The 26,736-nt window shown below is 63.3% G+C and carries 19 protein-coding genes and 1 pseudogene; 6 read left to right on the forward strand and 14 right to left on the reverse strand.

Annotated features, from left to right (window positions below):
- Positions 1 to 817: 817 nt before the first annotated feature.
- The 9 genes from RHM60_RS08760 to RHM60_RS08800 all read right to left on the reverse strand — a co-directional run bounded on the left by RHM60_RS08760 (position 818) and on the right by RHM60_RS08800 (position 11,187).
- A complete protein-coding gene (locus RHM60_RS08760; protein WP_231421464.1) occupies positions 818 to 2,278 on the reverse strand; it encodes an NAD-dependent succinate-semialdehyde dehydrogenase in 1,461 nt (486 codons plus the stop codon).
- Positions 2,279 to 2,395: 117 nt separating this feature from the next.
- A complete protein-coding gene (argE, locus tag RHM60_RS08765) occupies positions 2,396 to 3,553 on the reverse strand; it encodes an acetylornithine deacetylase (RefSeq protein WP_209983706.1) in 1,158 nt (385 codons plus the stop codon).
- Positions 3,554 to 3,587: 34 nt separating this feature from the next.
- Positions 3,588 to 5,429, reverse strand: a complete 1,842-nt coding sequence (locus tag RHM60_RS08770; protein ID WP_231421463.1) for an ABC transporter ATP-binding protein — start codon at positions 5,427 to 5,429, stop codon at positions 3,588 to 3,590.
- Between the two features lies 1 nt (position 5,430).
- The gene (locus RHM60_RS08775; RefSeq protein WP_057009186.1) at positions 5,431 to 6,306 is read right to left on the reverse strand and encodes an ABC transporter permease; all 876 of its coding nucleotides are present in this window, start codon (positions 6,304 to 6,306) and stop codon (positions 5,431 to 5,433) included.
- Positions 6,303 to 7,259, reverse strand: coding sequence for an ABC transporter permease (locus RHM60_RS08780; protein WP_209983710.1), 957 nt, complete (start codon positions 7,257 to 7,259; stop codon positions 6,303 to 6,305). Before RHM60_RS08780 ends, RHM60_RS08775 begins: the two co-directional genes overlap by 4 nt.
- Before the next feature lie 13 nt (positions 7,260 to 7,272).
- Positions 7,273 to 8,910, reverse strand: a complete 1,638-nt coding sequence (locus RHM60_RS08785) for an ABC transporter substrate-binding protein (protein WP_322214207.1) — start codon at positions 8,908 to 8,910, stop codon at positions 7,273 to 7,275.
- Positions 8,911 to 9,005: 95 nt separating this feature from the next.
- On the reverse strand, positions 9,006 to 10,280 hold the full coding sequence (locus RHM60_RS08790) for an NAD(P)/FAD-dependent oxidoreductase (protein ID WP_231421461.1): 1,275 nt from the start codon (positions 10,278 to 10,280) through the stop codon (positions 9,006 to 9,008).
- 30 nt (positions 10,281 to 10,310) lie between these two features.
- Positions 10,311 to 10,979 (reverse strand): haloacid dehalogenase type II, encoded by a 669-nt coding sequence (locus RHM60_RS08795; protein ID WP_209983724.1) that lies wholly within the window; start codon positions 10,977 to 10,979, stop codon positions 10,311 to 10,313.
- Between the two features lie 82 nt (positions 10,980 to 11,061).
- Positions 11,062 to 11,187: a hypothetical protein gene (locus RHM60_RS08800; protein ID WP_322214208.1), complete on the reverse strand. Its 126-nt coding sequence runs from the start codon at positions 11,185 to 11,187 to the stop codon at positions 11,062 to 11,064.
- 293 nt (positions 11,188 to 11,480) lie between these two features.
- Here RHM60_RS08800 and RHM60_RS08805 point away from each other — a divergent pair, with 293 nt between their 5' ends.
- Genes RHM60_RS08805 through RHM60_RS08815 form a run of 3 tightly spaced genes read left to right on the forward strand, consistent with a single transcriptional unit; the run spans position 11,481 to position 14,559 of the window.
- Positions 11,481 to 12,332, forward strand: a complete 852-nt coding sequence (locus RHM60_RS08805) for a GNAT family N-acetyltransferase (protein WP_231421460.1) — start codon at positions 11,481 to 11,483, stop codon at positions 12,330 to 12,332.
- A 21-nt stretch (positions 12,333 to 12,353) separates the two neighbouring features.
- Positions 12,354 to 13,067 (forward strand): cupin domain-containing protein, encoded by a 714-nt coding sequence (locus tag RHM60_RS08810; protein ID WP_322214209.1) that lies wholly within the window; start codon positions 12,354 to 12,356, stop codon positions 13,065 to 13,067.
- A 28-nt stretch (positions 13,068 to 13,095) separates the two neighbouring features.
- A complete protein-coding gene (locus tag RHM60_RS08815) occupies positions 13,096 to 14,559 on the forward strand; it encodes an aldehyde dehydrogenase family protein (protein ID WP_322214210.1) in 1,464 nt (487 codons plus the stop codon).
- Positions 14,560 to 14,760: 201 nt separating this feature from the next.
- Here RHM60_RS08815 and RHM60_RS08820 read toward each other — a convergent pair.
- Positions 14,761 to 15,022: pseudogene (locus tag RHM60_RS08820) on the reverse strand (DUF6124 family protein).
- 530 nt (positions 15,023 to 15,552) lie between these two features.
- Complete coding sequence (locus tag RHM60_RS08825) at positions 15,553 to 16,878, reverse strand: FAD-binding oxidoreductase (RefSeq protein ID WP_322214211.1); 1,326 nt, start codon at positions 16,876 to 16,878, stop codon at positions 15,553 to 15,555.
- Between the two features lie 245 nt (positions 16,879 to 17,123).
- On the opposite strand from RHM60_RS08825, the gene RHM60_RS08830 reads away from it, so the two are divergent.
- Both RHM60_RS08830 and dacB read left to right on the forward strand, forming a co-directional pair.
- On the forward strand, positions 17,124 to 17,468 hold the full coding sequence (locus tag RHM60_RS08830) for a YggL family protein (RefSeq protein ID WP_322214212.1): 345 nt from the start codon (positions 17,124 to 17,126) through the stop codon (positions 17,466 to 17,468).
- A 303-nt stretch (positions 17,469 to 17,771) separates the two neighbouring features.
- The gene (gene dacB, locus RHM60_RS08835) at positions 17,772 to 19,232 is read left to right on the forward strand and encodes a D-alanyl-D-alanine carboxypeptidase/D-alanyl-D-alanine-endopeptidase (RefSeq protein ID WP_209983736.1); all 1,461 of its coding nucleotides are present in this window, start codon (positions 17,772 to 17,774) and stop codon (positions 19,230 to 19,232) included.
- A gap of 110 nt (positions 19,233 to 19,342) precedes the next feature.
- Here dacB and RHM60_RS08840 read toward each other — a convergent pair whose 3' ends face one another.
- Together RHM60_RS08840 and rlmKL are read right to left on the reverse strand one after the other, a co-directional pair.
- Complete coding sequence (locus RHM60_RS08840; RefSeq protein WP_322214213.1) at positions 19,343 to 21,727, reverse strand: diguanylate cyclase; 2,385 nt, start codon at positions 21,725 to 21,727, stop codon at positions 19,343 to 19,345.
- A 136-nt stretch (positions 21,728 to 21,863) separates the two neighbouring features.
- Entirely contained in the window at positions 21,864 to 24,128 is a 2,265-nt protein-coding gene (gene rlmKL / locus RHM60_RS08845) for a bifunctional 23S rRNA (guanine(2069)-N(7))-methyltransferase RlmK/23S rRNA (guanine(2445)-N(2))-methyltransferase RlmL (protein ID WP_322214214.1), read from the reverse strand.
- A gap of 532 nt (positions 24,129 to 24,660) precedes the next feature.
- Here rlmKL and rmf point away from each other — a divergent pair.
- Positions 24,661 to 24,876 (forward strand): ribosome modulation factor, encoded by a 216-nt coding sequence (rmf, locus tag RHM60_RS08850; protein ID WP_002553055.1) that lies wholly within the window; start codon positions 24,661 to 24,663, stop codon positions 24,874 to 24,876.
- A 750-nt stretch (positions 24,877 to 25,626) separates the two neighbouring features.
- On the opposite strand, the gene RHM60_RS08855 is transcribed toward rmf, so the two are convergent.
- The gene (locus RHM60_RS08855; RefSeq protein WP_322214215.1) at positions 25,627 to 26,667 is read right to left on the reverse strand and encodes a quinone-dependent dihydroorotate dehydrogenase; all 1,041 of its coding nucleotides are present in this window, start codon (positions 26,665 to 26,667) and stop codon (positions 25,627 to 25,629) included.
- Between the last annotated feature and the right edge of the window lie 69 nt (positions 26,668 to 26,736).

Genomic DNA, 26,736 nt, shown 5'->3' on the forward strand with positions numbered 1-26,736 from the left:
ATCCGTTATTACTGGGTACATATCCGTTATTTGGGTAACGGCTACGTAGGGTTCCGCCCTTACGGCGGGTCACTTTTGGAAAAGAGCCCCAAAAGTAACCAAAAGGGCTCTTGCCCCAACACTCGGCACCTCGCCTGGGCTCGGTGTGCCCTCACTCCGGCTTTGGAGCGTGGGCCGCCGCGATGGGCCATCCTTGGCCCAGCGCGGCTAACCCGGCGTCCTGCCGGGTTACCCACGCTCCAAAGCCTGCGTTCGGCCAGCGTGTTTGACGGGGCGCCTCAGATCAAGATCAAGAGCGCGGCGGCCTTAGAGCCGACCGAGGTTTTCCTACCTGGCGCTGTTCAAACTATGGGAGGGGGCTTGCTCCCGATGGCTGAGTGTCAGTCAGCTTATGGGTAGCTGACCCACTGCTATCGGGAGCAAGCCCCCTCCCACAGTTGATCTCCATTTGTCTGTTGGATATCACACTGCTTTTGATCTGCTTTGCTCTGGCTCTGGCTCTGGCTCTGGCTCTGGCTCTGGCTTTTGATCTTGATCTCAGGCGCCCCGTTAACCACGCTGGCCGCACGCAGGCTTGAATCCGTGGGTAACCCGGCAGGACGCCGGGTTAGCCGCGCTGGGCCAGGGATGGCCCATCGCGGCGGCCCACGGATTCAAGCCGGAGTGCGGGCACACCGAGCCCTAGCGAGGTGCCGAGTGGTGGGGCAAGAGCCCTTTGGTTACTTTGGGGCTCTTTTCCAAAGTGACCCGCCGTAAGGGCGGAACCCTACGTAGCCGTTACCCAAATAACGGATATGTACCCACCGCTAAAAAGCTGTCACCCCAACCCCCCAATATGAAATGCCTTAACCTCAAGATACTCATCCAACCCGTACTTGCTCCCCTCACGCCCCAACCCCGACTGCTTGATACCGCCAAACGGCGCCACCTCCATCGAGATGATCCCGGTATTGAGCCCGACCATGCCAAACTCCAGCGCCTCACCAAAGCGCCACGAGCGTGCCAGGTTCTGCGTGAAGTAATAGGCACCCAACCCATACGGCGTGGCATTGGCCAGCGCAAGCGCCTCAGCTTCGTCGGTAAAGCGCATCAGTGGCGCCACCGGCCCAAAGGTTTCCTCATTGGCCAGCAGCATCCCGGCGTGGGCTTCGCCCAGCACCGTAGGCTGCACAAACGGGCTGTCACCACCTGGGATGGCGCCACACAATAAGGTCGCGCCCTGGCTCAGGGCATCCTCGATATGCCGCGTCACCTTGGCCACCGCCGCAGGGTTGATCAGCGGGCCGATGGTCACGCCCTCCTGCAGCCCATTGCCGACCTTGAGCTTGCCCACCTCCTCCACCAGCCGCGCGGCGAAGCGTTCGTAGATGCCGGCCTGCACCAGGATGCGGTTGGCGCACACGCAGGTTTGCCCGGCATTGCGAAACTTGCTGAGCATGACCCCGGCCACCGCCTGCTCCAGGTCGGCGTCGTCAAACACCACGAACGGCGCATTGCCGCCCAGTTCCAGGCTCAGGCGCTTGATGTGCTCGGCGCTCTGGCGCATCAGCAGGCGGCCGACGGCGGTGGAGCCAGTGAAGGAAATCTTGCGCACCACCGGGTTGCCGGTCAGCTCGGCGCCGATGCCGGCGGGCAGCCCGGTGATCACATTGAAGACGCCGGCCGGAATGCCGACGCGCTCGGCCAGCACCGCCAGGGCCAGGGCCGACAGCGGTGTGAGGTCGGACGGTTTGACGATGATCGGGCAACCGGCGGCCAATGCCGGCGCGCACTTGCGGGTGATCATCGCGTTGGGGAAATTCCACGGGGTGATGGCGGCGCACACACCCACCGGCTGTTTCAACGTCAGCAGACGCCGGTCGCCACTGGGCGCCGGCATGGTTTCGCCATACACCCGCCGTGCTTCTTCGGCGAACCATTTGACGAAACCTGCGCCGTAGCGAATCTCGCCACGGGCTTCATTGAGCGGCTTGCCCTGCTCGCAGGTCATGATCAGCGCCAGGTCCTCGAGGTTGTCGAGCATGGCCTGGTACCAGCGCTCCAGCAGCGCTGCGCGTTCGGCGGCCGGGCGTGCACGCCAGGTGGGCCAGGCACGCTCAGCGGCGTCGATGGCGCGGCGGGTGTCGACCGTGTCCATGGCCGGCACCCGTGCGAGCACCTCGCCGCTGGCAGGGTCAAGGATGTCCAGGGTGGCGCCGCTGGCGGCGGCGATCCACTGGCCGTCAACGTAGGCGAGTTCAGCCAGAAGGCTGGGGTCTTGCAGGCGAGTAGTGAGCATGGTCGAGTCCTGATCCGAGACACGCTCCAGTCTAGGGAGGTGCCGCGAACGAGGATGCCGAAAGCGTGGCGTGGGCAGCGTGGCGTGCTGAAATTACCCGCGCAACGGCAGGCTCTGCTAAGCCCTCAACGAGCCAAGCAGGCCGTGCAGGAATGCCTCGCCGGCCTCCATCTGGCTGATCTCGATAAACTCGTCGGGCTTGTGCGCCTGTTCGATGGAGCCCGGCCCGCATACCACCACCGGCACGTCCAGGCGCTGCTTGAACAGCCCGCCTTCGGTGCCGAACGAGACCTTGGCGGTGCCGGTGTCGGGCGCGGCGAACTGCTTGAGAAAACGCACCGCTTCAACGCTGGGGTGCGTGTCGAGGCCGGGGTAGACGTTGACGGTTTCGATCTCGATGGCGGCCACGCTGGAGAGTTTTTTCGCCTCGTGCACGATCACTTCGGCGCGCTCGCGCAGTTGCTCCAGAAACAGGTCCAGGTTGTCGGCCGGCAGGTTGCGCACCTCGAAATCCAGGGTGCACAGGTTGGGCACGATGTTCAGCGCCTTGCCGCCGACAATCTGCCCGACATGCACGGTGCTGTAGGGCACATCGTAATCGCTGTCCTGGGCGCCATGGTGCTGCAACTGCTGCTGGCTCTCGCGCAGTGCGGCGATAAAGTCGCAGGCGACATGGATGGCGTTGACCGAACGCGGCGCCAGCGACGAGTGCGCCTCCAGGCCTCGACAGTAGGTGCGGTAGGAGCCCTTGCCCTTGTGCCCCAGCACGAATTGCATGTTGGTCGGCTCGCCGATCACACACAGAAACGGACGCATCGGTGCCAGGTGCAGCACATCGAGCAGGCGCCGTACGCCGACGCAGCCGATCTCTTCGTCATGGGACAAGGCCAGTTGCAACGGGCGGTTCAAGGTGTGCTGCGCCGCATCGAGCATGGCGTCGATGGCCAGCGCGATAAAGCCCTTCATGTCGCAACTGCCACGCCCGTAGATGCGCCCGTCCTGCACGGTGGCGGCAAACGGCGGGAAGGTCCAGGCCTGCCCTGCCGCCGGCACCACATCGGTGTGCCCGGAGAGCAGCACGCCAGGGCGCACTTCGGGCCCGGTGCTGGCAAACAGGTTGGCCTTCTTGCCGCTCTGGTCCTTGACGATCAGCGACTCGATGCCCTGGGTCAGCAGCAGCTCACGCACGTATTCGATCAAGGCCATGTTCGACTCGGACGACACGGTGTCGAACGCCATCAGTTTTTTCAGGATCTCCAGTACGCGCGGTTTCATAAGGACTGGCTCCGTTGCAGGGCAAAATATCGGCTCATGCGTAGGCTCCGCTGGTTTCCACCACGAGGCCACGCTGGGTCTTGATCAATTGGGCGCCGTCATGGTGGCAGAGCATTTCACTGCCATTGTCCAGGGAGTGACGGCTGGGGGCGACGCGGTTGCAGACGCCGTCGATACGCACCGGGCAACGGTTGAGGAAGGTGCACAGCTCCGGCACGGCGGCCCGCGCGCCCACTGGCGGCAGAGTGCCGCTGGTGGCGCCGCAGGTTTCCAGCCAGCCCTGGCGCAACTCCGGCACCGAATGAATCAGCAGGTCGGTGTAGGGATGGAACGGCGGCGCGGCAAACGACTCGCGGCTGCCGGCCTGCACCTTGTGGCCGCTGTACATCACCACAATGTCGTCGCACAGCGCGCGCACGGTGGAGATGTCGTGGCTGATAAACAGATAGGACACGCCCAGTTGCTGACGCAAATCGCGCAGCAGCTCAAGGATCGCCGCGCCGACCACGGTGTCCAGCGCCGAGGTCACTTCATCGCAGAGGATCAGGTCGGGTTTGGCGGCCAGCGCCCGGGCCAGGTTGACCCGCTGCTTCTGCCCGCCGGACAACTCGCTGGGGCGCCGCTCGGCCAGGGCGTGCGGCAGGCGCACCAGGTCGAGCAGTTCATGGGTGCGCTCGCGCAACGCCGCGCCCTTGAGGCCGAAATACATCTTCAGCGGCCGGCCAATGATGGCGCCCACGCTGTGCATCGGGTTAAGCGCGGTGTCGGCGTTCTGGAACACCATCTGAATGCGTCGAAACTGTTCCGGCGTGCGCTCGGACAGGCAACCGCCGAGGGGCTGGCCGTCGAATGTGAGGCCGCCCAGGGCCGGTGTCAGCAGGCCCGCGACCACCCGCGCCAGGGTGGATTTGCCCGAGCCGGATTCGCCGATCACGCCAATCGCCTGGCCACGGCGCACGGTGAGGTCGATGCCTTCGAGCACACGGATCAGCGGCATGCCCTGGGCGTTCTTGTTGCCGTAACCGGCGGTCAGGCCGCTGATGGTCAGCAGCGGTGTGTCTTCGGCGATGCCGCTGGGCGGGCGAATCGTCGCGTCGGGCCGCGCGGCCGCAAGCAGGCTGCGCGTGTAGTCATGGGCCGGCACCGCCAGCAAGGGTGCGGTGTCGCTTTGTTCAAGAATCTGCCCGTCATTGAGCACCACGATGCGGTCGGCCATCTGCGCCACCACCGCCAGGTCGTGGGACACGTACACCGCCGTGGCACCGCGCTCGCGCACCACGCGCTTGAACGCGCGCAGCACGTCGATCTGGGTGGTCACGTCCAGCGCCGTGGTGGGCTCGTCGAGCACCACCAGCAACGGGTCGCTGATCAGCGCCATGGCCGCCATCACCCGCTGCAACTGCCCGCCCGAGACCTGGTGCGGGTAGCGTTGGCCGATGGTTTCCGGGTTTGGCAATGACAGGTCGCGGAACAGCTCGATCGCCTTGGCCTCCAGCTCAACGCGGCTGCCCAGGCCATGGATCAAGGCGCCCTCCACCACCTGGTCGATAAGTTTTTTCGCCGGGTTGAACGCGGCGGCGGCACTCTGGGCGATATAGGACACGCGGTTGCCGCGCAGTTTCTGCAACTGGCTTTCGCTCGCCGCCAGCATGTCGTGCTCACCCACACGCACCACGCCGCCGGACAACCGGCAACCACTGCGCGCATAGCCCAACAGCGCGAGAGCGATGGTGGTCTTGCCGGAACCGGACTCGCCGATCAGCGCCAGCACCTGGCCCTGTTCCAGGGCAAAGCTCACGCCCTTGACGATTTCCACCTCGCCGCGTTCGCCACAGGCGACCACGCGCAAGTCTTCGACACGAATCAATTCAGTCATTTCAATGGCCTCCGGTGCGTCGGCTACGCCTGGAAGACAGGTAGTCGATCAACAGATTCACGCCGATGGTCAGGGTGCCGATGGCCAGCGCCGGAATAACGATAGCCAGCGCGCCCTGGCTGAGGCCGCCGATGTTTTCGCGCACCAGCGAGCCGAGGTCGGCGTCGGGTGGCTGCACGCCGAGGCCGAGAAAACTCATGCCGGCGAGCAACAGTACGATGTAACCGAACCGCAGGCCGAGGTCGGTGAGCACCGGGTTGAGGATGTTCGGCAGGATCTCCCGGCACGCTACGTACAAACGGCGCTCGCCCCGGGTGCGGGCGACCTGCACGTATTCCAGCGCCTCGATGTTCACCGCCATGCTGCGGGCCACGCGGAACGATCCGGGGATGTAGCTGATGACCGCCGTGCAGATCAGCAGGGTCACCGACGAGCCGAAAGCCGACACCATGATCAGCGCGAGCATTTTGCTCGGGATGGAAATGAAGGCGTCCATGATGCGGCTGATGATTTCGTCCAGCCACTTGGGCGACACCACCGACACCAGCGCACACAGGGTGCCCAGGGTGCTGGCAAGCACCGCGGCCACCAGCGCCAGCCCGACGGTGAAGCGTGCGCCGACCATCACCCGGCTGAGCATGTCACGGCCCAGGTAGTCGGTGCCGAACGGGTGCGCCAGGCTGAAGCCGTCGAAGACGTTATCGGACACCACTTCACCCACCGGGTGTGGCGCCAGCCAGGGGCCGACCAGCGCCAGCAGCAGCCAGGCGACGCAGATCACCGCACCGGCCAGACCCAGCCAGGACGGGCCGTTGGAGGCTTTGGCCAGTGCCAGGGCGGAGGATGCAGGCTTGGACTTCGCAATGAGCGTGTTCATTGGTTTCTCAGCCTCGGGTTGGAGAGGATTGCGCAGAGGTCGGCGATCAGCACCAGGCTCAGGTAAGCCGTGCAGAACAGCATGGTGCAGGCTTGCACCAGCGCCATGTCGCGGTTGGTCACCGCATCGACCATCAGGCTGGCAATGCCCGGGTAGTTGAAGATGGTTTCGACGATGACCACGCCGCCCAGCAGGTACGACAGGCTCAGGGCGATGGCATTGGCAATCGGGCCGATGGCATTGGGCAAGGCATGGCGCAGCACGATGCGGATCGGGCCGACGCCTTTGAGCCGCGCCATTTCCACGTAGGGGCTGTCGAGCTGGTCGATCACCGCCGCGCGGGTCATGCGCGCCATTTGCGCGACGATCACGCAGCACAGCGTCATCACCGGCAAGGCATAGGTGCGCATGAACTCCCACGGCGAGCTGATATCACTGGCATACGACAGCGATGACAGCCACCCCAGGTTCACCGCGAAGATCAGCACCGCCAGGGTCGCCACCAGAAACTCCGGCACCGCGACCATGGCCAGGGTGACGAAGCTCAGGATGTTGTCGATGCGCCCGCCTCGGGCCATCGCCGAACCGATGCCGAGCACCAGCGCCACCGGTACCGAAACCAGCGCCGTGGTGGCCGCCAGCATCAGGGTGTTGGGCACCCGCCCGCCCATCAGCTCACTCACCGGCATCGCGCTGGACACCGACATGCCCAGATCGCCGGTGAGCAGGTTCATCAACCAGTGCAGGTAGCGCAACACACCGGGCTGGTCCAACCCCAGTTTCAGGCGCAGTGCCGCCACCTGTTCAGGCGTCGCGAACTGGCCGAGGGCCTGTTGCGCCGCATCGCCGGGCAGGACTGCCGTGATCGCGAACACGACCATGGACACGATCAACAAGGTCACGACGGCAGCGCCCAGGCGCCGGCCGATCAACCACAGTGTAGTGCTGTTCATCGCAAAGCCCTCATCACGCGTCCAACCACACCTGCTCGGCGAACATGTAACCCATGAAGCCGCCCAGCGGGTGAGTGCGGTAGCCCTTCAGGCGCTGGTCGACACCATCGATGTTGCTGATGAACACCGGCACGCCGATACCGCAATGGTCATGCACCAGGGTCTGCATATCGGCGTACATCTTGCCGCGCTTGGCTTCGTCGGTTTCGGCGCGGGCCAGCAACAGCAACTGATCGAACTGCTCGTTCTGCCAGCCGGACTCGTTCCACGGCGCCTTGGACTGGAAGAACTGCGAGAACATCACGTCGGCATTCGGCCGTGGGTTGATGTTGCCGAAGCTCAACGGATGCTTCATCCAGTGGTTGGACCAGTAGCCGTCGCTGGGCAGGCGGTTGACGTCGAGCTTGAGGCCGGCCTGTTTCGCCGATTGCTGCAACAGCACGGCGATGTCCACCGAAGAGGTCGCGGCGGGCGAAGCGGCGAGCGGCATGGTGATGCTTTCCATGCCGGCTTTTTTCAGCAGGAAGCGCGCCTTCTCCGGGTCGTACACGGTCTGCGGCAGGTCGGCGTTGTAGTAACGCGAACCGGGCGCAATCGGGTGATCATTACCCACCACGGCAAACCCGCGGAACACGGCGGACTTGACCTGTTCGCGGTCCAGCAGGCATTTCATGGCCTGGGTGAACTCCGGGCTTTTACCCGGCATCTGGTCCTGGCGGATGATCAGGTTGGTGTAGTTGCCCGAGGGCGAATCCACGTATTGATGGCCGGCGCTGGCCTTGATCCGCGTGGTGGAGCGCGGGTCGACCTGGTTGATCGCGTGCACATCGCCCGACAGCAGCGCATTGACCCGCGACGGTTCGTCGCTGATGGCGATGACTTCGATCTCGTCCAGGTACGGCAGGCCGGGTTTCCAGTAGTTGGGGTTGCGCACCGCCACCGAACGCACACCGGGTTTGAATTCCTTGACCTTGAACGGCCCGGTGCCGATGCCCTGGCTGAAGTCGGTGGTGCCTTCGGGCACGATCAGCAAGTGCGACACGGCAAGGATCGAGGGCAGCTCGGCATTCGGCGCGCCGAGGCGAATCTGCACCTCGTTGGGACCGCTGGCTTTGATCTCCTCGAACTGCGCCACCAGCGCCATGACTTTGGAGCCGATTGCCGGGTCCTTGTGGCGATTCAGGGAATACACCACGTCGGCGGCGGTGAGCGACTTGCCGTTGTGGAAGGTGACGTCCTTGCGCAGGGTGATGGTCCACAGCGTGGCGTCGGTGTTATCGATGCGTTCGGCCAGTTCCAGTTGCGGCACCATGTGCACGTCGAAACGGGTCAGGCCGTTGTAGAACATGTACTGGCGCACGTAGTCGGTAGACAGGCCGCCCTTGGCCGGGTCGAGGGTGTCGGCGGTGGAGCTGGCCACGCTGGCCACGCGAATCTTGCCGCCTGGCTTACCCTTGCCTGCCACCGGCGCGTCATCGGCCCACAGTTTGCCGGCGGCGCCGAACAGGCTGCCCGCACCCGCCGCCGCCACACCGGCGACGCCGAGCATCTTCAGGGCGTTGCGGCGCGACATGCCACGGTTTAGGCCTTCGAATACCCGCAGGCTTTCTGCTCCGGAGATGAGGTCGGGCGTGTTCTTGTTGTCTGTCATGGCAAGGCTACCTGTCGAAGATGAAAAGATTCGAGTGCTCACGGATATCCGGAGCGTCCTGGAAACGCAAACGACGGTGAGTCAACTGCGGCGCTTCAATGCAAGTAATCCTGGAAGCGGTAATAGGCGCCCACGAACGGCAGGAACCAGGGTGTGCCGAAGTGTCCGGGGATCGCCGGCCACTCAAGCTCGCGCCACGGGTTGGCCGCTGTATTACCGGCCATCACGTCGGCCATCACCTGGCCCATGTGCACCGACATCTGCACGCCATGGCCGCTGTAGCCCATGGAGTGAAACACGCCGCCGTGCTGGCCGGCGCGCGGCAGGCGGTCGGAAGTCATGTCCACCAGGCCGCCCCAGCAGTAGTCGATCTTCACCTGCGCCAGCTGCGGGAACATGTTCACCATCGCCGCTTGCAGCACCTTGCCGCTCTTGGCGTCGGACACACTGTTGGACATGGCGAACCGCGCACGCCCGCCGAACAGCAGGCGGTTGTCCGGGGTCAGCCGAAAATAATTGCCGATCATGCGGCTGGTGACATAGGCACGGTGCTGCGGCAACAGCTGATCGATCAGCGCTTGGGGCAACACCTCGGTGACGATCACAAAGCTGCCCACCGGCACGATGCGCCGGCGATACCAGCCAAGGCCGCCGTGCTGGCAGGCGCCGCTGGCCAGCAACACCTGACCGGCGTGCAGCGAGCCCTTGGCAGTGTTGACCTGATAGCCTCCGGCGTGCGCCTTCCAGTCGTTGACGAGGGTGTGCTCGTGAATCAGCGCGCCACGTCGCGCGGCGGCGTCGGCCAGCCCCACGCCGAAGCGCCCGATATGCATCTGCACGCCGTTGCGTTGCAGCAGGCCGCCGTGAAACTGCGTCGAATTGACTTCAGCACGGGCCTGCCCGGCGTCGAGCAACTCCACATCGGCGTCCACCTCGCGCCGGATCAGTTCGCAGGTGCGTGCCAGTCCCTCGTAATGCAGGGGCTTGGCCGCCAACTTGAGCTTGCCGTTGCGCACCAGGTCGCAGGCGATCTGCTCCTGCGCCACCAGCGACACCACCGTGTGCACCGCGCTTTCATAGGCCTGGTAATAGGCGCGCGCGCGGTCGGCGCCGAGGCTGGCGTGCAGCCCGGCGTAGTCCTGAGCCACGCCGGTGTTGCACTGCCCGCCGTTGCGCCCCGACGCTTCACCGACCACCCGCCCGGCATCCAGCACCACCACGCTGGCGCCGCGCATGGCCAGTGCACGGGCAGCCGACAGCCCGGTGAACCCGCCACCGACGACCGCCACATCGACCTGCCGGGGCAGGTCACCCGACTGTGCGCCGGTGAAGGCCGGTGCGGTGTCGAGCCAATAGGATTCACTGCCCATGTCTAACCTCGCGCGCTGTGGACGTTCGTTTTACAAACCCACCAGGCCTGGCAACCCGCCGATATCGGTAATCTGCTGGTAACCATAGGCGGCATTGGCCGGCACTTCATGCCCACGGGCAACGAAGGCTTTGTGCTTGATCTTCATGTCGTGGGCCGGCATCAGGTCGTAGCGGAAGCTGGACGACACATGCAAGATGTCTTCCGGACCGCAGCCCAGGTTGTCGAGCATGAACTCGAACGCGCGCAGGCGTGGCTTGTAGGCCTGGGCCTGCTGGGCGGTGAACACTTTGTGGAACGGTGCGCCGAGCTTCTCGACGTTGGACATGATCTGACTGTCCATGGCATTGGAAAAAATCACCAGGGGAATCTTGTCGGCGATCTTCGACAGGCCGGCTGGCACATCGGCATGGGGGCCCCAGGTCGGCACGGCGTCGTAATACAGCTGGCCTTCTTCGCGATACTCAATGCCCCAACGCTTGCAGGTACGGGCCAGGGCGGTCTTGAGCACTTCATCGTAGGGCCGCCAGTCACCCATCACCTGGTCGAGGCGGTAGGCGGTGAAGTCCTTGACGAACTGTTCCATCTGCTCGGGCGTGACGCGGTCGGCAAACAGCTCGCGGGTCAGGGTGCCCATGTGGAAGTTGGTCAGCGTACCGTAGCAGTCGAACGTAATGAATTTGGGACGAAGAAAGCTCATGGCGTGTGGTCCTGGAGTCAATGGAATGTGGCCAAGCGTTCGCGGCTCTGGCGGCGCGTCAGCCCTGTGCAACACAGCTTCATTACAACACTGTGAAATCAGCAGATGGCGTCAAAAACGCCTGCACCTCAATACAAAGCACCGTTTTTAGCGCCAGCGCCAGCAGAGTTTGCGGCGCGCACAAGCCTTGGGCAAAGCCCGTATTCATGCGCCTTAATGGGCCTTTTACGGCATGAAGGCTCAAGAATGGGGCTGGCGAGCGGCAGAAAGTGTGGTGGGCCGCTGCGCTTGGTGCTGCGCGCTGACGCGGCCATAAACAGCCCTCTCTACGGCAACGCATTTGCTGCTGAGCGCCGCCTCGAATTTAGTAGTAACTATGGTGGTGTGACCCTCCTGCATCGCAAATCTGCCGAATACTGCGCGCCCTCTTGCCAGCCCTGAAAACAGGTGGGATACAGGCATTCCAATGATGCTCCCCCTTTTGCTCAACGGAGGCCCGCCATGGCAGCCCAGCCACACACTGATTACCTCTATCGCTCGATGACGGTGGCCGACTTGCCGGCCGCCCATCACTTGTCGGTGCAACTCAAATGGCCCCACCGCCAGGAAGATTGGGCGATGTTGCAGCGGGTCAGTAACGGCTTTGTGGTACTCGATGGCGAACGCCTGATCGGCACCGCATTCGCCTGCCCTCAGGGCGACTACGCCACCATCGGCCTGGTGATTGTCAGCGACGACTATCAGGGCCGGGGCATTGGCCGACGTTTGATGGAGCTGGCGCTGAAAGCCTGTGCCGCGCGCACACCGTTGCTCAACGCAACCGTGGCCGGCGCGCCGCTGTATGCCAGCCAGGGTTTTGTCGAATTCGGCCATATACAGCAGCACCAAGGCAATGTGCAGGTGCCCGAGCAGACCGCGCTGGCCGAGGGTGAACACTGTCGCCCGTTGACGGCCGACGATCACGCCGCCGTGATTGCCCTGGCCAACGCCGGCAGCGGCCTGGACCGCCGTGAAATCCTGCGCGACCTGCAGGTGGAACACGCCGTGGGCATCGAACGCGACGGCCAGTTGCGCGGGTTTGCGCTGCTGCGCCCATTCGGCCGCGGACGTTGCATCGGCCCGGTGGTGGCCGAAACCCTCGAACAGGCCAAACACCTGATCACCACGTTGCTTGAGCAGGTGCCGGACGCCTTCGTGCGCATCGACATTCCCGCCAAGTGCGGCCTCGGCGACTGGCTCGAACAGGCCGGTCTCAAGTGCGTCGACACCGTCGCCCGCATGGCCAAGGGCACACCGCCCAAGGCCAGCGGCGGCGTCCAACTGTTTGCCCTGATCACCCAAGCGGTCGGTTGATTCTTTCCTGGAGCCTTACCCATGTCCTCTCCCCGTATTCTGATGCTGGCCCGCGCTGACGGCAGCGCCGTTGGCACCCCCTTTCGCCACGCGGCCCTGAACACGCTCGACCCGTTCGGCGACGCCCGCCAGATCGCCTGGCTCAGCGACGACGGCGTGTCGGCCGGGCGCGTTGCGTTCAGCGGCGAAGCTGCCATCGACGATTTCCCCTACAGCGAAACGCTGGTAGTGCAGGCAGGTTCCGTGCTGCTGCACAGCGCCGAGCAGACCCTGGAACTGGGCGTCGGCGACAGCGCCGTGATCGGCCGGGGCACACGCCTCACCCTGCAGGCGAGCCCCGGCAGCTGGTGGGCTTTCTGCGCGCTGAACCTCACCGACGCGCCGCTGCGTCCCGGCCTCACCTGGCTCGATCCACGCACCCCGCTCAACCCGTCTGCCGCCCCCGACGCGCAGATTTTGATCGGCCCCGCGCCGCAGTGCCGCGCGAACAACCTGTTCGATGATGAAAGCACCGAGCTGCGCGTGGGCATCTGGGATTCCACGCCCTATGCCCGTCACGGTCGCCCGCACAAGCTGCATGAATTGATGTACCTGATCGAAGGCAGCATGACGCTGCAGGACGCCGAAGGCGTGGACACAACGGTCAACCCCGGCGACACCGTGTTCGTCGCCAAAGGCGCGCCCTGCGCCTGGCGCGGCTCGGTGTATGTGCGCAAGGTTTACGCGGTGAAATAAGCTGTTATCGCTCCAGGGAGCCCGTTGAATGACTACACACTCTTCGAACCGCTACAGCGTCGATGCGCACACGGCGGACAAGTTCTACATCGATGGCCGTTGGGTGGCACCGGCCGTTCCGGCGAGCCTGGCGGTGATCAACCCGGCCACCGAAGAGGTGGCCGCGCAGGTAGCGCGCGGCTCCAGCGAAGATGTCGACCGTGCCGTCGCTGCGGCGCGTGCGGCGTTTCCCGGCTGGTCGGCCACTGCTCCGGCGGCGCGCGCCGTGGTGCTGGGGAACATCCACGCGTTGATTCTGGAGCGCAAGGAACAACTGGCCCAGGCGCTGTCCCTGGAAATGGGCGCGGCCATCGGTTTTGCCCGCGCCATGCAGGTGCCGCTGGCGGCCGAACATGTGCGGGTGGCGCGTGACCTGCTGACGAGCTACCGCTTTCACGCGCTCGAAGGCAGCACCGCCATCGAACGCGAAGCCATCGGCGTGTGCGGGCTGATCACGCCGTGGAACTGGCCGCTGTACCAGATCACCGCCAAGGTCGCGCCGGCGATTGCCGCCGGCTGCACCGTGGTGCTCAAACCCAGCGAACTGTCGCCGCTGAGCGCGTTGCTGTTCGCTCAACTGGTGCACGACGCCGGCCTGCCGCCGGGGGTGTTCAACCTGGTCAACGGCAGCGGTCACGAGGTGGGCGCGGCGATGGCGGCGCACCCTGACATCGACATGATTTCCATCACCGGCTCCAACCGCGCCGGCGCCCTGGTAGCGCAGGCCGCCGCGCCGACGGTCAAACGCGTGACCCAGGAACTGGGCGGCAAGTCGCCGAACGTACTGCTGCCCGATGCGGACTTTGCCAACGTGGTGCCGCTGGGGGTGATGTCGGCGTTTCGCAACGTGGGCCAGTCGTGCAGCGCGCCAACGCGGATGATCGTGCCGAGGGCGCGGTTGGCCGAGGTCGAAGCCCTGGCGGCGGCGACGGCCAACGCGATCATCGTGGGTGACCCGTCAGCGGAGGACACGGTGCTGGGGCCGATTGCCAATCAGGCGCAGTTCGAGCGCGTTCAAGTGATGATCGAGGCCGGTATCGACGAAGGGGCGAAACTGGTGTGCGGGGGTCCAGGGCGGGTGGCGGGTTTTGATTACGGCTTTTACACGCGGCCGACGGTGTTCTCTGAAGTGGACAACCGCATGCGTATCGCCCAGGAGGAAATTTTCGGGCCGGTGCTTTGTATCATTGCGTATGACACGGTGGACGAGGCGGTGGCCATTGCCAATGACACGGTGTATGGGCTGGGCGCGCATGTGCAGGGGCAGGACCTGCAGGCTGCCCGGGCAGTGGCATCGCGTATTCGGGCGGGGCAGGTGCATCTGAATCATCCGGCGTGGGATCCGATGGCCCCGTTCGGGGGGTATAAGCGGTCGGGGAATGGGCGGGAGTATGGGGTGGTGGGGTTCGAGGAGTATCTGGAGATTAAGGCGATTGTTGGGTTTGGCGGGTAGATTAATGTAGGGGCAAAAACCAAAGCAAAGCAGATCAAAAGCAGTGTGATATCTATCAGACAAATGGAGATCAAATGTGGGAGGGGGCTTGCTCCCGATGGCAGTGTGACAGCCAGTCTATGTATTGACTGATTCACCGCTATCGGGAGCAAGCCCCCTCCCACATTTTTTACAGTGTTCGGCACACAATCTCGGTGGGTTCTAAGGGTGGGCGGCTTTTGTAACATCATCCAGCACGCGCTCGGCCAGCAAGCGCGACACTTCAATCAGTTGTGCAATACCCAATGCGCATTCGCGCCGTGTGCTTTCCAGCTCAAAGGCAACGTCGCAGGCCAGGGCGTGGGCGCAGGCCAGTGACTCGCTGAGATTGACCAACAGGTCCTGGGTGGGGGATGCCGTCCTTGACGGTGAACAGCACGCTGGAAGCGCAATCGCGTGGGGGATTTGGGGTGGGTTTGATCATTGTGAAGCTCCGGAGAAGTATTGAAGGAGCTGCCACTGATCGCCGCGACGCGATGGAAGGTGGCAGCTGTACGCAGGTTCGCGGACCGACTCTCCAGAACATCGGCATACCCGAAGGTATCCCGCGCACAGCTGCCATAACGCCGCACAGTAGACGATAAAAAAGCGCCAACTGAAAGGAGCCGATGACGCTTTTGCGTCTGAAGAAATACGGGCCGCGACGCCCGACCGCTGAATGCGCAGCGGTGTACGGAGACTAGAGATCGAGTGTCCTAGGGACAACCTCAAATCCGTGTGGGAAGTTTCCGTTTTTACCAACACCTGAATTCAAAATGTGCAGTGGGTCAGCTATCAATAAGCTGACTGACACTCAGCCATCGGGAGCAAGCCCCCTCCCACAGTTTGAACAGCGCCAGGCAGGAAAACCTCGGTCGGCTCTAAGGTCGCCGCGCTCTTGATCTGGGGCGCTGTAAAAGCGGAACCGCCATTAGCCGTTACCGAAGCAACGGCTATACCCCCCTCAAAAAAACCTCAAAAGTCCGCCACCTTCCCCCAAGCCGAAGACTTGAACCGATCCGGGTGATAAGGCTGCGGATCCACAATCGGCTGCGCCCCGCTCACAATATCCGCAATCAAATGCCCCGCCCCCGGCCCAATCCCAAACCCATGCCCACTGAACCCCGCCGCCAACACCAAGCCTGGCAAGCTGGCCATCTCCCCAATCCCGGGAACTCCGTCAGGCGTGCTGTCCACATACCCCGCCCACGCGGCCGTCACCGATGACTCTTTAAACGCCGGCATCAGTTGCGCAGCCCGCGCGTAAGTCAACTTCACCGCCGCCGCATCAGGCGTCGGATCCAGAATCCGCATCTTCTCCATCGGCGTCGGCTCATCCAGACGCCAGCGCTTCCAGCTTTCATGCCCTGCCCGCGCGCCTTCGAACCCGCCCACCGCCAGGTTGCGCCAGCGGCGTTGAAACATCGGTAAAAACTGCGGCGCAAAGCTGAGCAACTGCGGCGTCGGGTCAACCCGGCCGCGTCCACTGATGGCCAGCGTATAGCTGCCATCAAAGCGACGTGTCATCGAGGCCTGGGAGGTGTGCAGCGCACTGGGCAGTTCCTGATTGGGCGGCGACACGCGAAGCACCGTTTGCCGAATGGTCGCCTGGGGAAACCGAATGCCGTACTGACGGCAGAACGACGACGCCCAGGCACCGGCGGCGAGTACCGCGAGACGAGTGCGGATGGTGCCCTTCTCGGTCACTACTCCCGACAGTCGCCCGCCTTCGGTCTCCAGCCCGCGCACGGCGCAGTCCTGATGCACCGTGCTGCCCAGCGCCATGATCGCGCGCGCGACCGCAGGCGCTGCGCGGGATGGGTCGGCGATGCCGTCGGTGGGCGCGTAGACCCCGCCCTTCCACTGTTTGCCGGTGGCCCGACCCCGTTCAGCGGCTTGCTGCGCGGTGAGCATATGGGTCTCGACGTTGACCGAACGGGCAAATTCGCCCCAGCGCGCCCAACCGTCGATTTCCTTTTCGTCATTGCTCAGGTAAAGCAGGCCGCAGCGGGTGAAGCCGGTCTGCTCGCCGGTTTCGGCGGCGAACTGCGACCACAGTTCCAGGCTCTTGGTGGCCATCGGCAGCTCGCGCGCATCGCGATTCTGCTGGCGGCACCAGCCCCAGTTGCGACTCGATTGTTCAGCGCCGATACGGCCCTTTTCCACCAGCGCGACTTTCATCCCGCGTTTGGCCAGGTAATAGGCGGTAAAGGCACCGATGATGCCGCCGCCGATCACGACCACATCGGCGTCCGTCGGCAGGTCAGGCGAGGTTTCTACAGGAATCAGGGGAGCTGGCATGGGCGGGTTTCCGTCAAGGTCGGTCGTGGGGGCTCTGGCATTGCGGCAGCATGGATTTATTACACCACCATGAAGCCATGCATAAACGGCGAAAAATACCGGCTGACTGATACAAACCACCGTTTAACAGGCCTGCCCCGGCAGACTTTACCGATGAAGCGGACGAGGGTTTGCGTAACGCCGTGAGGCGGCCGCGCCTATTAGCTGGTAAAGTGCGCACCGTTATTTATTAAGAGGAATGTTTCATGGCCACTAACCGCTCCCAGCGTCTGCGCAAAAAATTGTGTGTGGACGAGTTCCAGGAATTGGGTTTCGAACTGAACCTGGAATTCAAGAAAGACCTGGCTGACGATGCAATCGATGCATTTCTCGACGCATTCCTCAAAGAAGCCATGGAAGCCAACGGCCTGGGCTATGTCGGCGGTGACGACTACGGTCTGGTCTGCCTGCAGAAGCGTGGCTCGGTCAGCGAAGAGCAGCGCGCCAAGGTTGAAGCCTGGCTCAAATCCCGCGATGAACTGACCAACGCTGAAGTCAGCCCGTTGCTGGACGTCTGGTACCCGGAAAAGCCGATCAACCCGGTTGCCTGATTGTCCTCAGGGCCATCTTCGTGATGGCCCTGTTTGTTTACGCGAGCCCCTCCTCTGGTGCTCCGCGCCCACGACATTTGGTCGCCGGGCAACCGCTCAAAATCAATCAATCGCTGAACTCACTGCCGACTCTGTGGGGAAAGCAACGCCGTGCCTGCAAAAAAACGCCAATTTCCAGCTATCGTTCAGCTACAAGTGGCGCGACCTTGGGGCATAATGCCGACACTTTCATGACCACTGAGGGATTTTTCTTACGTTCCCCTCGCTTTTTTCACCCTCCTCAGCAGTAGGGTTCTATTTTTTATGATCAAATCCTTGCGTCCATTGTTACTCGCCGGTCTGCTTCTGCCACTGGCCTTTTCCGCCGCCGCCGCCCCCGTCAACAACAGCCTGCCGCCCAATGTCGCGCAGGCCCTGCAGAAAGCCAAGCTGCAAAATACCGCCCTGTCCCTGGTGATGATTCCGCTGAACGGCCCGGGCACGCCGACCGTGTTCAACGCCGACGTCTCGGTGAACCCCGCCTCCACCATGAAGCTGGTCACCACCTACGCGGCCCTGGAAATGCTGGGGCCCAACCATCAGTGGAAAACCGAGTTCTATACCGACGGCACCCTCAGCGGTGGCGTGTTGCACGGCAACCTGTACCTCAAGGGCGGCGGCGATCCCAAGCTGAACATGGAAAAACTCTGGCTGCTGATGCGCGACCTGCGGGCCAATGGCGTACAGCAGGTCACCGGCGACCTGGTGCTGGACCGCAGTTTCTTCAACCAGCCACTGCTGCCCGAGTTCAATGACGACGGCAACGACGAGAACAAACCGTTCCTGGTCAAGCCCGACGCGCTGCTGGTCAACCTCAAGGCCCTGCGCTTTGTCACGCGTAACGATGGCGGACGGGTGATCGTCTCGGTTGAGCCGCCGATTGCTACCATTCGTATCGATAACCAGGTCAAGGTCTCCAACGCCAAGCAGTGCACCGGCGATGTTCGCTACAACCCGGTCACCGCCGCCGATGGCAGCGTCACCGTGACCGTCAGCGGCCAGTTGGCCGATGGCTGCAGCTCACAGACCTACCTCTCGCTGCTCGACCACGCCACCTACACCGCTGGCGCCGTGCGCGCCATCTGGAAAGAGTTGGGCGGCAGCATCCAGGGCCGCGACCTCCAGGCCCCGGTGCCCAAGAGCGCCAAGGTACTGGCCCGAGCGTTCTCGCCGGACCTGGCGGAAATCATCCGCGACATCAACAAATACAGTAACAACACCATGGCCCAGCAGTTGTTCCTGAGCCTGGGCGCGCAGTTTCGCAACGACGCCGACGGCGACGATGCCAAGGCCGCGCAACGCGTGGTGCGCCAGTGGCTGGCGAAGAAAGGCATCACCGCGCCGCACCTGGTGATGGAGAACGGTTCCGGCCTGTCCCGCGCCGAGCGCGTCAGCGCGCGCGAGATGGCCGCCATGTTGCAGGCCGCGTGGAAAAGCCCGTACGCCGCCGAATACATCAGCTCTCTGCCGATTGCCGGTACCGACGGCACCATGCGTAAACGCCTGAAGACCACCGCCATGCGCGGCGAAGCCCACGTCAAGACCGGCACCCTGAACACCGTACGGGCGATCGCCGGGTTCAGCCGCGACAACAACGGCTACACCTGGGCGGTGGTGGCGATTCTCAACGATCCGAAGCCGTGGGGCGCTTCGTCGGTGCTGGACCAGGTGCTGCTGGACCTGTACCGCCAGCCGAAAGTGATGGCGGCAGCGCCGGTGCTCTAAATGTGGGAGGGGGCTTGCTCCCGATGGCGGTGTGACAGTCAGTCCATGGATTGACTGATTCACCGCTATCGGGAGCAAGCCCCCTCTCACACTGGTTTTTGTGTCTGCCTTCAGGCCGGTAGTTTTTCCGGCGTGACACGGTCGCGGCCGGCCTGCTTGGCCAGGTACACCGCCGAATCGGCGCGCAGCAGCAAGCCGTCGATGCCCTCATCGACACGCCAACTGGCCACGCCGAAACTGGCGGTCACCGTACCCACTGCCTCCATCGGTACGCTGCGCAACGATTCCCACAGCTCCATCGCCAGGCTGTAGGCCTGCTGGCCATCAGTGCCGGGGCACAAGACCATGAACTCTTCGCCACCCAGGCGGCAGAACACATCGGTGCGGCGCAGGCGCTGGCTGATGCGCTTGCACAATTCCTGCAGCACGCCGTCGCCCACCCCGTGACCATAGCGGTCGTTGATGCGCTTGAAGTGGTCGATATCCAGCATGATCACCGACAACGCCCCCGACGTACGCCTGACGCGCACCATCTCGGCCTTGAGACGGTCCTGGAAGTAGCGACGGTTGTGGATGCCGGTCAGGGAATCGGTGATGGAGAGCGCGCGCAGTTCTTCTTCCACTCGCTTGAGATCGGAAATATCCGACACATAACCGTGCCACAGCGTGCCACCTCCGGGTAACTCCTCCGGCGTGGCCTCGCCACGAATCCAGCGCAGACCCCGCTGCGGCAAGATCACACGGTACTCTTCGCGCCAATGGCTCAGCTGCACCGCCGACGAGCGAATCGAGGCACGTATGCGTTCGACGTCCAGTGGATGGATGCGCTCGAAGACCTTTTCCGCATCCTGCTGCAACACCCCCACCTCGATTTCATAGATATCGCGCATGCCATCGCTGGTATATATGAAGCGCCACTCACCCCGGGGCTTGAGGGTGAACTGGAAAATCCCGCCGGGCACGTGGGCGCTGAGTTTTTTTAGCAGGCGATCCCTTGCGGCCAGTGCCTCATAGGCGCGCTTTTGCTCGGTCACGTCGAGGTAGATCGCCAGGTGGCCCACCCACAGGCCATGGTCATCGAGCAACGCGGTGCCGAGCATATTCACGATCAACTGGCTGCCATCCTCGCGGACCAGGGTCCATTCGCGCGCCTCGTGCAGGCTGTCCGGGCTCTGTACCAGCATGGCCTGACTCGGCGGGATACGCTTGCCCAGCAGCAGGCTCACGCTCGCGGCGCTGGCTTCCAGCTCCGACGCCAGGTGCAGGCTTTCGAGGGTGGCGCGCCCAAGCACCTCAGCGGCCTTGAAGCCGAGCATCTGTTCGGCACCGGCGTTGAAGGTATTGATTACGCCGCGCAGGTCGGTGGCGATGATAGCGACCTGGGTGGCGGCATTCAGCACGCTGCGCAGTTGGCTGTGGGTACCGCGCAGTTCCTGCTCGCGCGCGCGCAGCTGCCCGGTGCGCTGCTCCACCAGTTTCAGCGCGCGCTGGCGCTGGCTGACCAGCACGTAGAGCAAGACTGCAACCAACAGGCTAAGCAGCCCGCCCATGCTCAGGATGCTGATCAGCGAGGAGTGGCCGGTGCCGTCGAACACCTGGCTGGGACGCAGTGTCAGGGCGTAGACATGGTCGCCCAGGGTCAGGCGGCGGGTCACGCTGAGGTCGTTGTCGCTCGGCGTGTTGCCCGACTCATAAAGCCTGCGTTGCTGCAGGTCGGAGGTGTCAACGATCTGCGTCACCAGGTTATCGCGGTCGGGCCTGGGCAAGCCGTCGGCCACCAACTGGCGCAGGCTGATCACTGCCATCACGAAGCCAAACGGCTCTGCTCCTGCCTGGGAAGCGACCGGCGCAACCAGCAGCACGCCCGTCGCGTAGGCAGGCTCCACGCCCACCAGTTGCATCGGTTGGGACACTGCCAGCTTGCCGCTCTTCTGCGCCCGCTCAAGGGTCGAGCGCCGCAGGGGCTGGGCCAGCAGGTCAAACCCCATGGGCGAGCCGAACTGGCTCTGGGTCTGGTTGTACAGCACCGGCACGTATTCATCACGTTCAGCCGCCAGAGCCAGTTCGCCGGCCGCATTGAGTTCACGGATGGCGAACGGCGTGCCGAGCGCGCGCGAGATGTCCTGTTCAAAGCGGCTGCGCTGCGCGCGCACTACGCGCGGCGCCCACGCATAGGCGCGCGCGTGCAGCAGCAAGGGCTGGGCAAAACCGTCGAATTCTGCGCGGGTCACGTTCTGGGAATTAGTGAAGAAACGTTGCAGGCTGCCCAGGCGTTGCTCCTGGTCTTCGAAACGTTCCTGCAGGCGACTGAAGCGCTCACTGACCAGCAATTGGAAGCGCTGGCGCACTTGTTGTTGATTGAGCTCGCAAGCGGCCCAGGCGACGATAATGGTCAAGGCAACCCCTGCCAGGAATACCACCGACGCCACCCACCAGGCGGATGCCTGCTCACTGATAAAGCCTAGTATTTTCGGGCGGACGGCTTGCAACGGCATGGACAACACTCAAGACGCCAACGTGCGGAGGTGTCACGTTGGCCAGGCCTTAGTTATAGCCATAGGCCAGGGGTTTGACCAGCCTCAAACCACTGCAGAAGCAAGTAAGCTCGCGCCTGCAGTGGACACGCGCCGATCAGCGTGCGGTGATTTTCCAGGCGCGGTGAATTTTGGCATTGCGCGCAAAATCCGGGTCGAGGGTCTTGTCGCTGATTTCCTCGACGGCGTAGCGCTCGCTGAGGTTGTCCTCGAGCACGAACTTGCGGAAGTTGTTCGAGAAGTACAGCACGCCGCCCGGCGCCAGGCGCGCCATGGCGAGGTCGAGCAATTGCACGTGGTCGCGCTGTACGTCGAAGATGCCTTCCATGCGTTTGGAGTTGGAGAAGGTCGGCGGGTCGATGAAGATCAGGTCGAACTCATCGCGGCTCGCCTCCAGCCACGCCATCACATCACCCTGCTCCAGGCGGTTCTTGTCGGAGAAGCCGTTGAGCGAAAAGTTGCGACGCGCCCAGTCCAGGTAGGTCTTGGACAGGTCGACGCTGGTGGTGCTGCGCGCGCCACCCTTGGCGGCGTGCACGCTGGCGGTGGCGGTGTAGCAATACAGATTGAGAAAGCGCTTGCCGGCCGCTTCCTTCTGAATGCGCATGCGCATCGGACGGTGGTCGAGGAACAGGCCGGTGTCCAGGTAATCGGTGAGGTTGACCAGCAGCTTCACGCCGCCTTCGCTGACCTCGGTGAACTTGCCCTGGGCGCTCTGGCGCTCGTACTGCTTGGTGCCGCTCTGGCGCTCGCGGCGCTTGACCACCACGCGGCTCTTGTCGATGTTGAGCGCCTGGGGAATCGCGGCCAGGGCATCGAACATGCGTGCCGAGGCTTTTTCCGGGTCGATGGACTTGGGCGCGGCGTATTCCTGCACATGGACCCAGTCGTGGTACAGGTCGATGGCCATGGAGTATTCCGGCATATCGGCGTCGTACACGCGGTAGCAATCCACGCCTTCACGCTTGGCCCACTTGCCCAGCAGCTTGAGGTTCTTTTGCAGGCGGTTGGCGAACATCTGCCCGCCTTCGCTCAGGCGTGCCTGCTCGACGACCGGCGCTGGCGCCGGTTTGATCGGGTTGCCGTTCTTGTTGTACTGGCGCTCTTGCGGCTCGACCGGGGCCTGGTCGTAAGCGGCCTGCTCGCGCTCGGCCTGACGCTGCTCCGGGGTGCGACGCTCGCCGGTGACGAACTGATCCGGGTTGACCTTGATCAGCAGCAGCTTGCACGGCAGTGCGCCGTTCCAGAACGAATACTGTTTGTGGCTGCGGATGCCCATGCGCTTGCCAAGGTCCGGCGCGCCGGTGAACACCGCCGCTTCCCAGCCCATGCAGGCCTGACGCAGACGTTCGCCAAGATTCTGGTAGAGGTACAACAGGCTGGCTTCGTCACCCAGACGCTCGCCGTAGGGCGGGTTGCAGATCACCAGGCCTTTCTGGTTCTGGTCCGGACGCGGCTCGAAGGTGCCGACTTCGCCCTGGTACACCTTGATCCAGTGACTCAGGCCCGCGCGTTCGATGTTGTTGCGTGCCGGCTGGATCAGGCGCGGGTCGGCTTCATAGCCACGCACCCACAGCGGCGGTTTGTTCATGCCGATGGCGGCACGTTCCGACGCTTCGGTGTGAAGTTTCTTCCACAGCGCCGGCACGTGGCCGAGCCAGGTGGTGAAGCCCCACAGTTCGCGATTGAGGTTGGGCGCCATGTCGGCGGCGATCATCGCGCCTTCGACGAGGAAGGTGCCCACGCCGCACATCGGGTCGGTCAGCGCGCCGCCTTCGGCAGCAATGCGCGGCCAGCCGGCACGGATCAGGATCGCGGCCGCGAGGTTTTCCTTCAGCGGCGCAGCGCCCTGCTGCAGGCGGTAACCGCGCTGGTGAAGGCTGTGGCCGGACAGGTCGAGGGAGAGGATGGCTTCGCCACGGTCCAGGCGCAGGTGGATGCGCAGGTCCGGGTTGATCTTGTCGATGGACGGCCGTTCGCCGGTCGGGGTGCGCAGTTTGTCGACAATCGCATCCTTGACCTTCAGCGCGCCGAAGTGGGTGTTGTCGATGCCTGAACCGTGGCCGCTGAATTCCACCGCCAGGGTGCCATCGGGGACCATGTGCTCGGCCCATTCGACGTCCAGCACGCCGTGATAGAGGTCTTCGGCATCCTTCATCGGGAAGCGCTTGAGCACCAGCAGCACGCGGTTGGCCAGACGTGACCAGAGGCACAGGCGGTAGGCGGTCTCCATGTCGGCCATGCCGCGCACGGCCGAGGTGTGCTCGCGGGCGTCCTCAAGGCCAAGCCCGACGGCTTCCTCGATCAGCAGGCCTTCAAGGCCTTTGGGGCAAGTGAGGAAGAGTTCAAAACGGTCCGACATGGGGCATTCCAGGCTTTTCAGCAATAAATGAACGGGCGACGCATCGCCGGTTCGGTTTTCAATCAAGCACTTTTCTTGAAGAGTGCTCGCGTGGCACGAATGTGCCGTCCCACCCGGGCGATAGGGCCCGTAGGCCCTGAATGCAAAGGCAGATCAATAATTTTAGGCAACAAAAAGAAATATTCCGACCCTTCGTCGAATAATAACCGACTGCAACGGGCGGGCATTCTCACCAAGGGATTGCACCCATGGTCTGCGCGGGGCACATCATAGCTGGCTTTGGCGATAAAAAGGGGCGAAAAGCCATCCCAGCTTATGGCTATAGCATCCAAAACGTTACGTGCTTATGACAAAACGATCATTGAATCCATGTGACCTATTGGTTAGAAATCAACACAGGTTGGCGCCGTAACGACGCCGACACACAGGCTCGCCACGCCGGCAGCGAGCCCACCAACGGCAGAAAAACTCTGCCCGGCCCCAGACGAGGCCGAAGGATATCTAGACAGTCAACCAGTGAGGGAAACACCCTATGAGAAGACTTAAGCGTGATCCGTTGGAAAGAGCATTTTTACGCGGATATCAATATGGCGTTCATGGCAAATCCCGTGAGCTTTGCCCATTTACTCTACCGTCGGTACGCCAAGCCTGGATCAACGGCTGGCGAGAAGGACGCGGCGACAACTGGGACGGTATGACTGGCACTGCGGGTATCCACAGACTCAACGAACTTCACGCCGTCGGCTAACTCAGGGCATTTAATTCCGACATACCACCGTTGAATATGTAACGACTTAACCACGCACGCCTGACCCAGGCGGCGGGCTTCGGCCCAGGGGCTCCTTTATGGAGCCCTTTTTTATTGGATGGCAAAACCCATTGAGGCTAGCGTTCTTTGTGGGTTGCCCTATTGCCCGCTCTGTGGCGAGCAGGCTTGTCCTGCGTTGGGTTGCGCAGCAGCCCCAAAACCGGACACTCGGTTCCAACTGAAAGAACGCAGCGTCATGACTGGGTCTGCTGGCAGACTCGCGCGGGGCAAGCCCTAATGCCAGTCAGTTAAGCGCAGATCCCTTATGGAGTCGTCGCACCGCCGCTCCCACATTTTGTACAGCTTTCGGCAAACCATTCCGGTCGGCTCTAAGGCCGCCGCGCTTTTGCTTTTGATCTTGAGCGCCCCGTCAAACACGCTGGCCGAACGCAGGCTTTGGAGTGTGGGTAACCCGGCAGGACGCCGGGTTAGCCGCGCTGGGCCAGGGATGGCCCATCGCGGCGGCCCACGCTCCGAAGCCTGCGTTCGGGCACACCGAGCCTGGGCGAGGTGCCGAGTGTTGGGGCAAGAGCGTTTTGCTTACTTTTGCGCTTTTCAAAAGTGAGCCGCTGTAAGAGCGGAACCGCCAGCAGCCGTTACCGCAGAAACGGATATGTACACCGAAAAATCGTCTTCGCAGGCAAGCCAGCTCCCACATTTGATCGTCGTTGCCTTGAGCATTGCGTTCGCTTAACTGACTGGCATTAGGGCAGGCCGGCTCGCCACAATGGCATCCACCGATTCGCGAATCAGCGCGGGGCCCTTGTAGATGAAGCCGGAGTAAAGCTGCACCAGGCTGGCGCCGGCGGCGATTTTTTCGGCGGCGTGTCTGCCTTCGGTAATGCCGCCCACGGCGATGATCGGCAAGCGTCCGGCCAGCTCGGCCGCCAGCACCTTGACGATGTGGGTGCTCTGCTCGCGTACCGGTGCACCCGAGAGCCCGCCCGCTTCATCCCCATGGGCCAGGCCTTCGACACCTGCGCGGCTCAGGGTGGTGTTGGTCGCGATCACCGCATCCATCCCCGAATCCACCAGCGCCTGGGCCACCAGCACGGTCTCTGCGTCGCTCATGTCCGGGGCAATCTTGATCGCCAGCGGCACGCGCTTGCCATGCCGCACGGCCAGGTCTTCCTGGCGCTGGCGCAGGGCTTCGAGCAGTTGTTTGAGCGAATCGCCGAACTGCAGGCTGCGCAGGCCCGGCGTGTTGGGGGAACTGACGTTGACGGTGACGTAGCTTGCGTGGGCGTAGACCTTGTCCAGGCAGATCAGGTAGTCATCCACCGCGCGCTCGACCGGGGTGTCGAAGTTCTTGCCGATATTGATGCCCAGGATGCCCTTGTACTTTGCCGCCTGAACCCGCGACAGCAGGTGATCGACGCCCAGGTTGTTAAAGCCCATGCGGTTGATGATCGCCTCGGCTTCCGGCAGACGGAAGATGCGCGGCTTGGGGTTGCCCGGCTGCGGCCGTGGGGTCACGGTGCCGATTTCGACAAAACCAAAACCCAACTGGGCAAAGCCGTCGATGGCCGCGCCGTTCTTGTCCAGGCCGGCTGCCAGCCCGACCGGGTTGGGAAACTCGAGCCCCATCACTGACACCGGCATTTTCGCCGGCGCCTTGCAGACCAGGCCATTGAGCCCCAGACGGCCGCCGGCACCGATCAGGTCCAGGGACAGGTCGTGGGAGGTTTCCGGGGAGAGTTTGAACAACAGCTGGCGGGCCAGGTTATACATGGGCGGGCTAGACTCGGATGGCGGCGAAAGGTGGCGCGATTATAGCCGGGGTGATCGCCCCGGTGCGAG

Origin of the sequence: Pseudomonas sp. MH9.3, assembly GCF_034354675.1 — a bacterium.
GTDB lineage: Bacteria > Pseudomonadota > Gammaproteobacteria > Pseudomonadales > Pseudomonadaceae > Aquipseudomonas.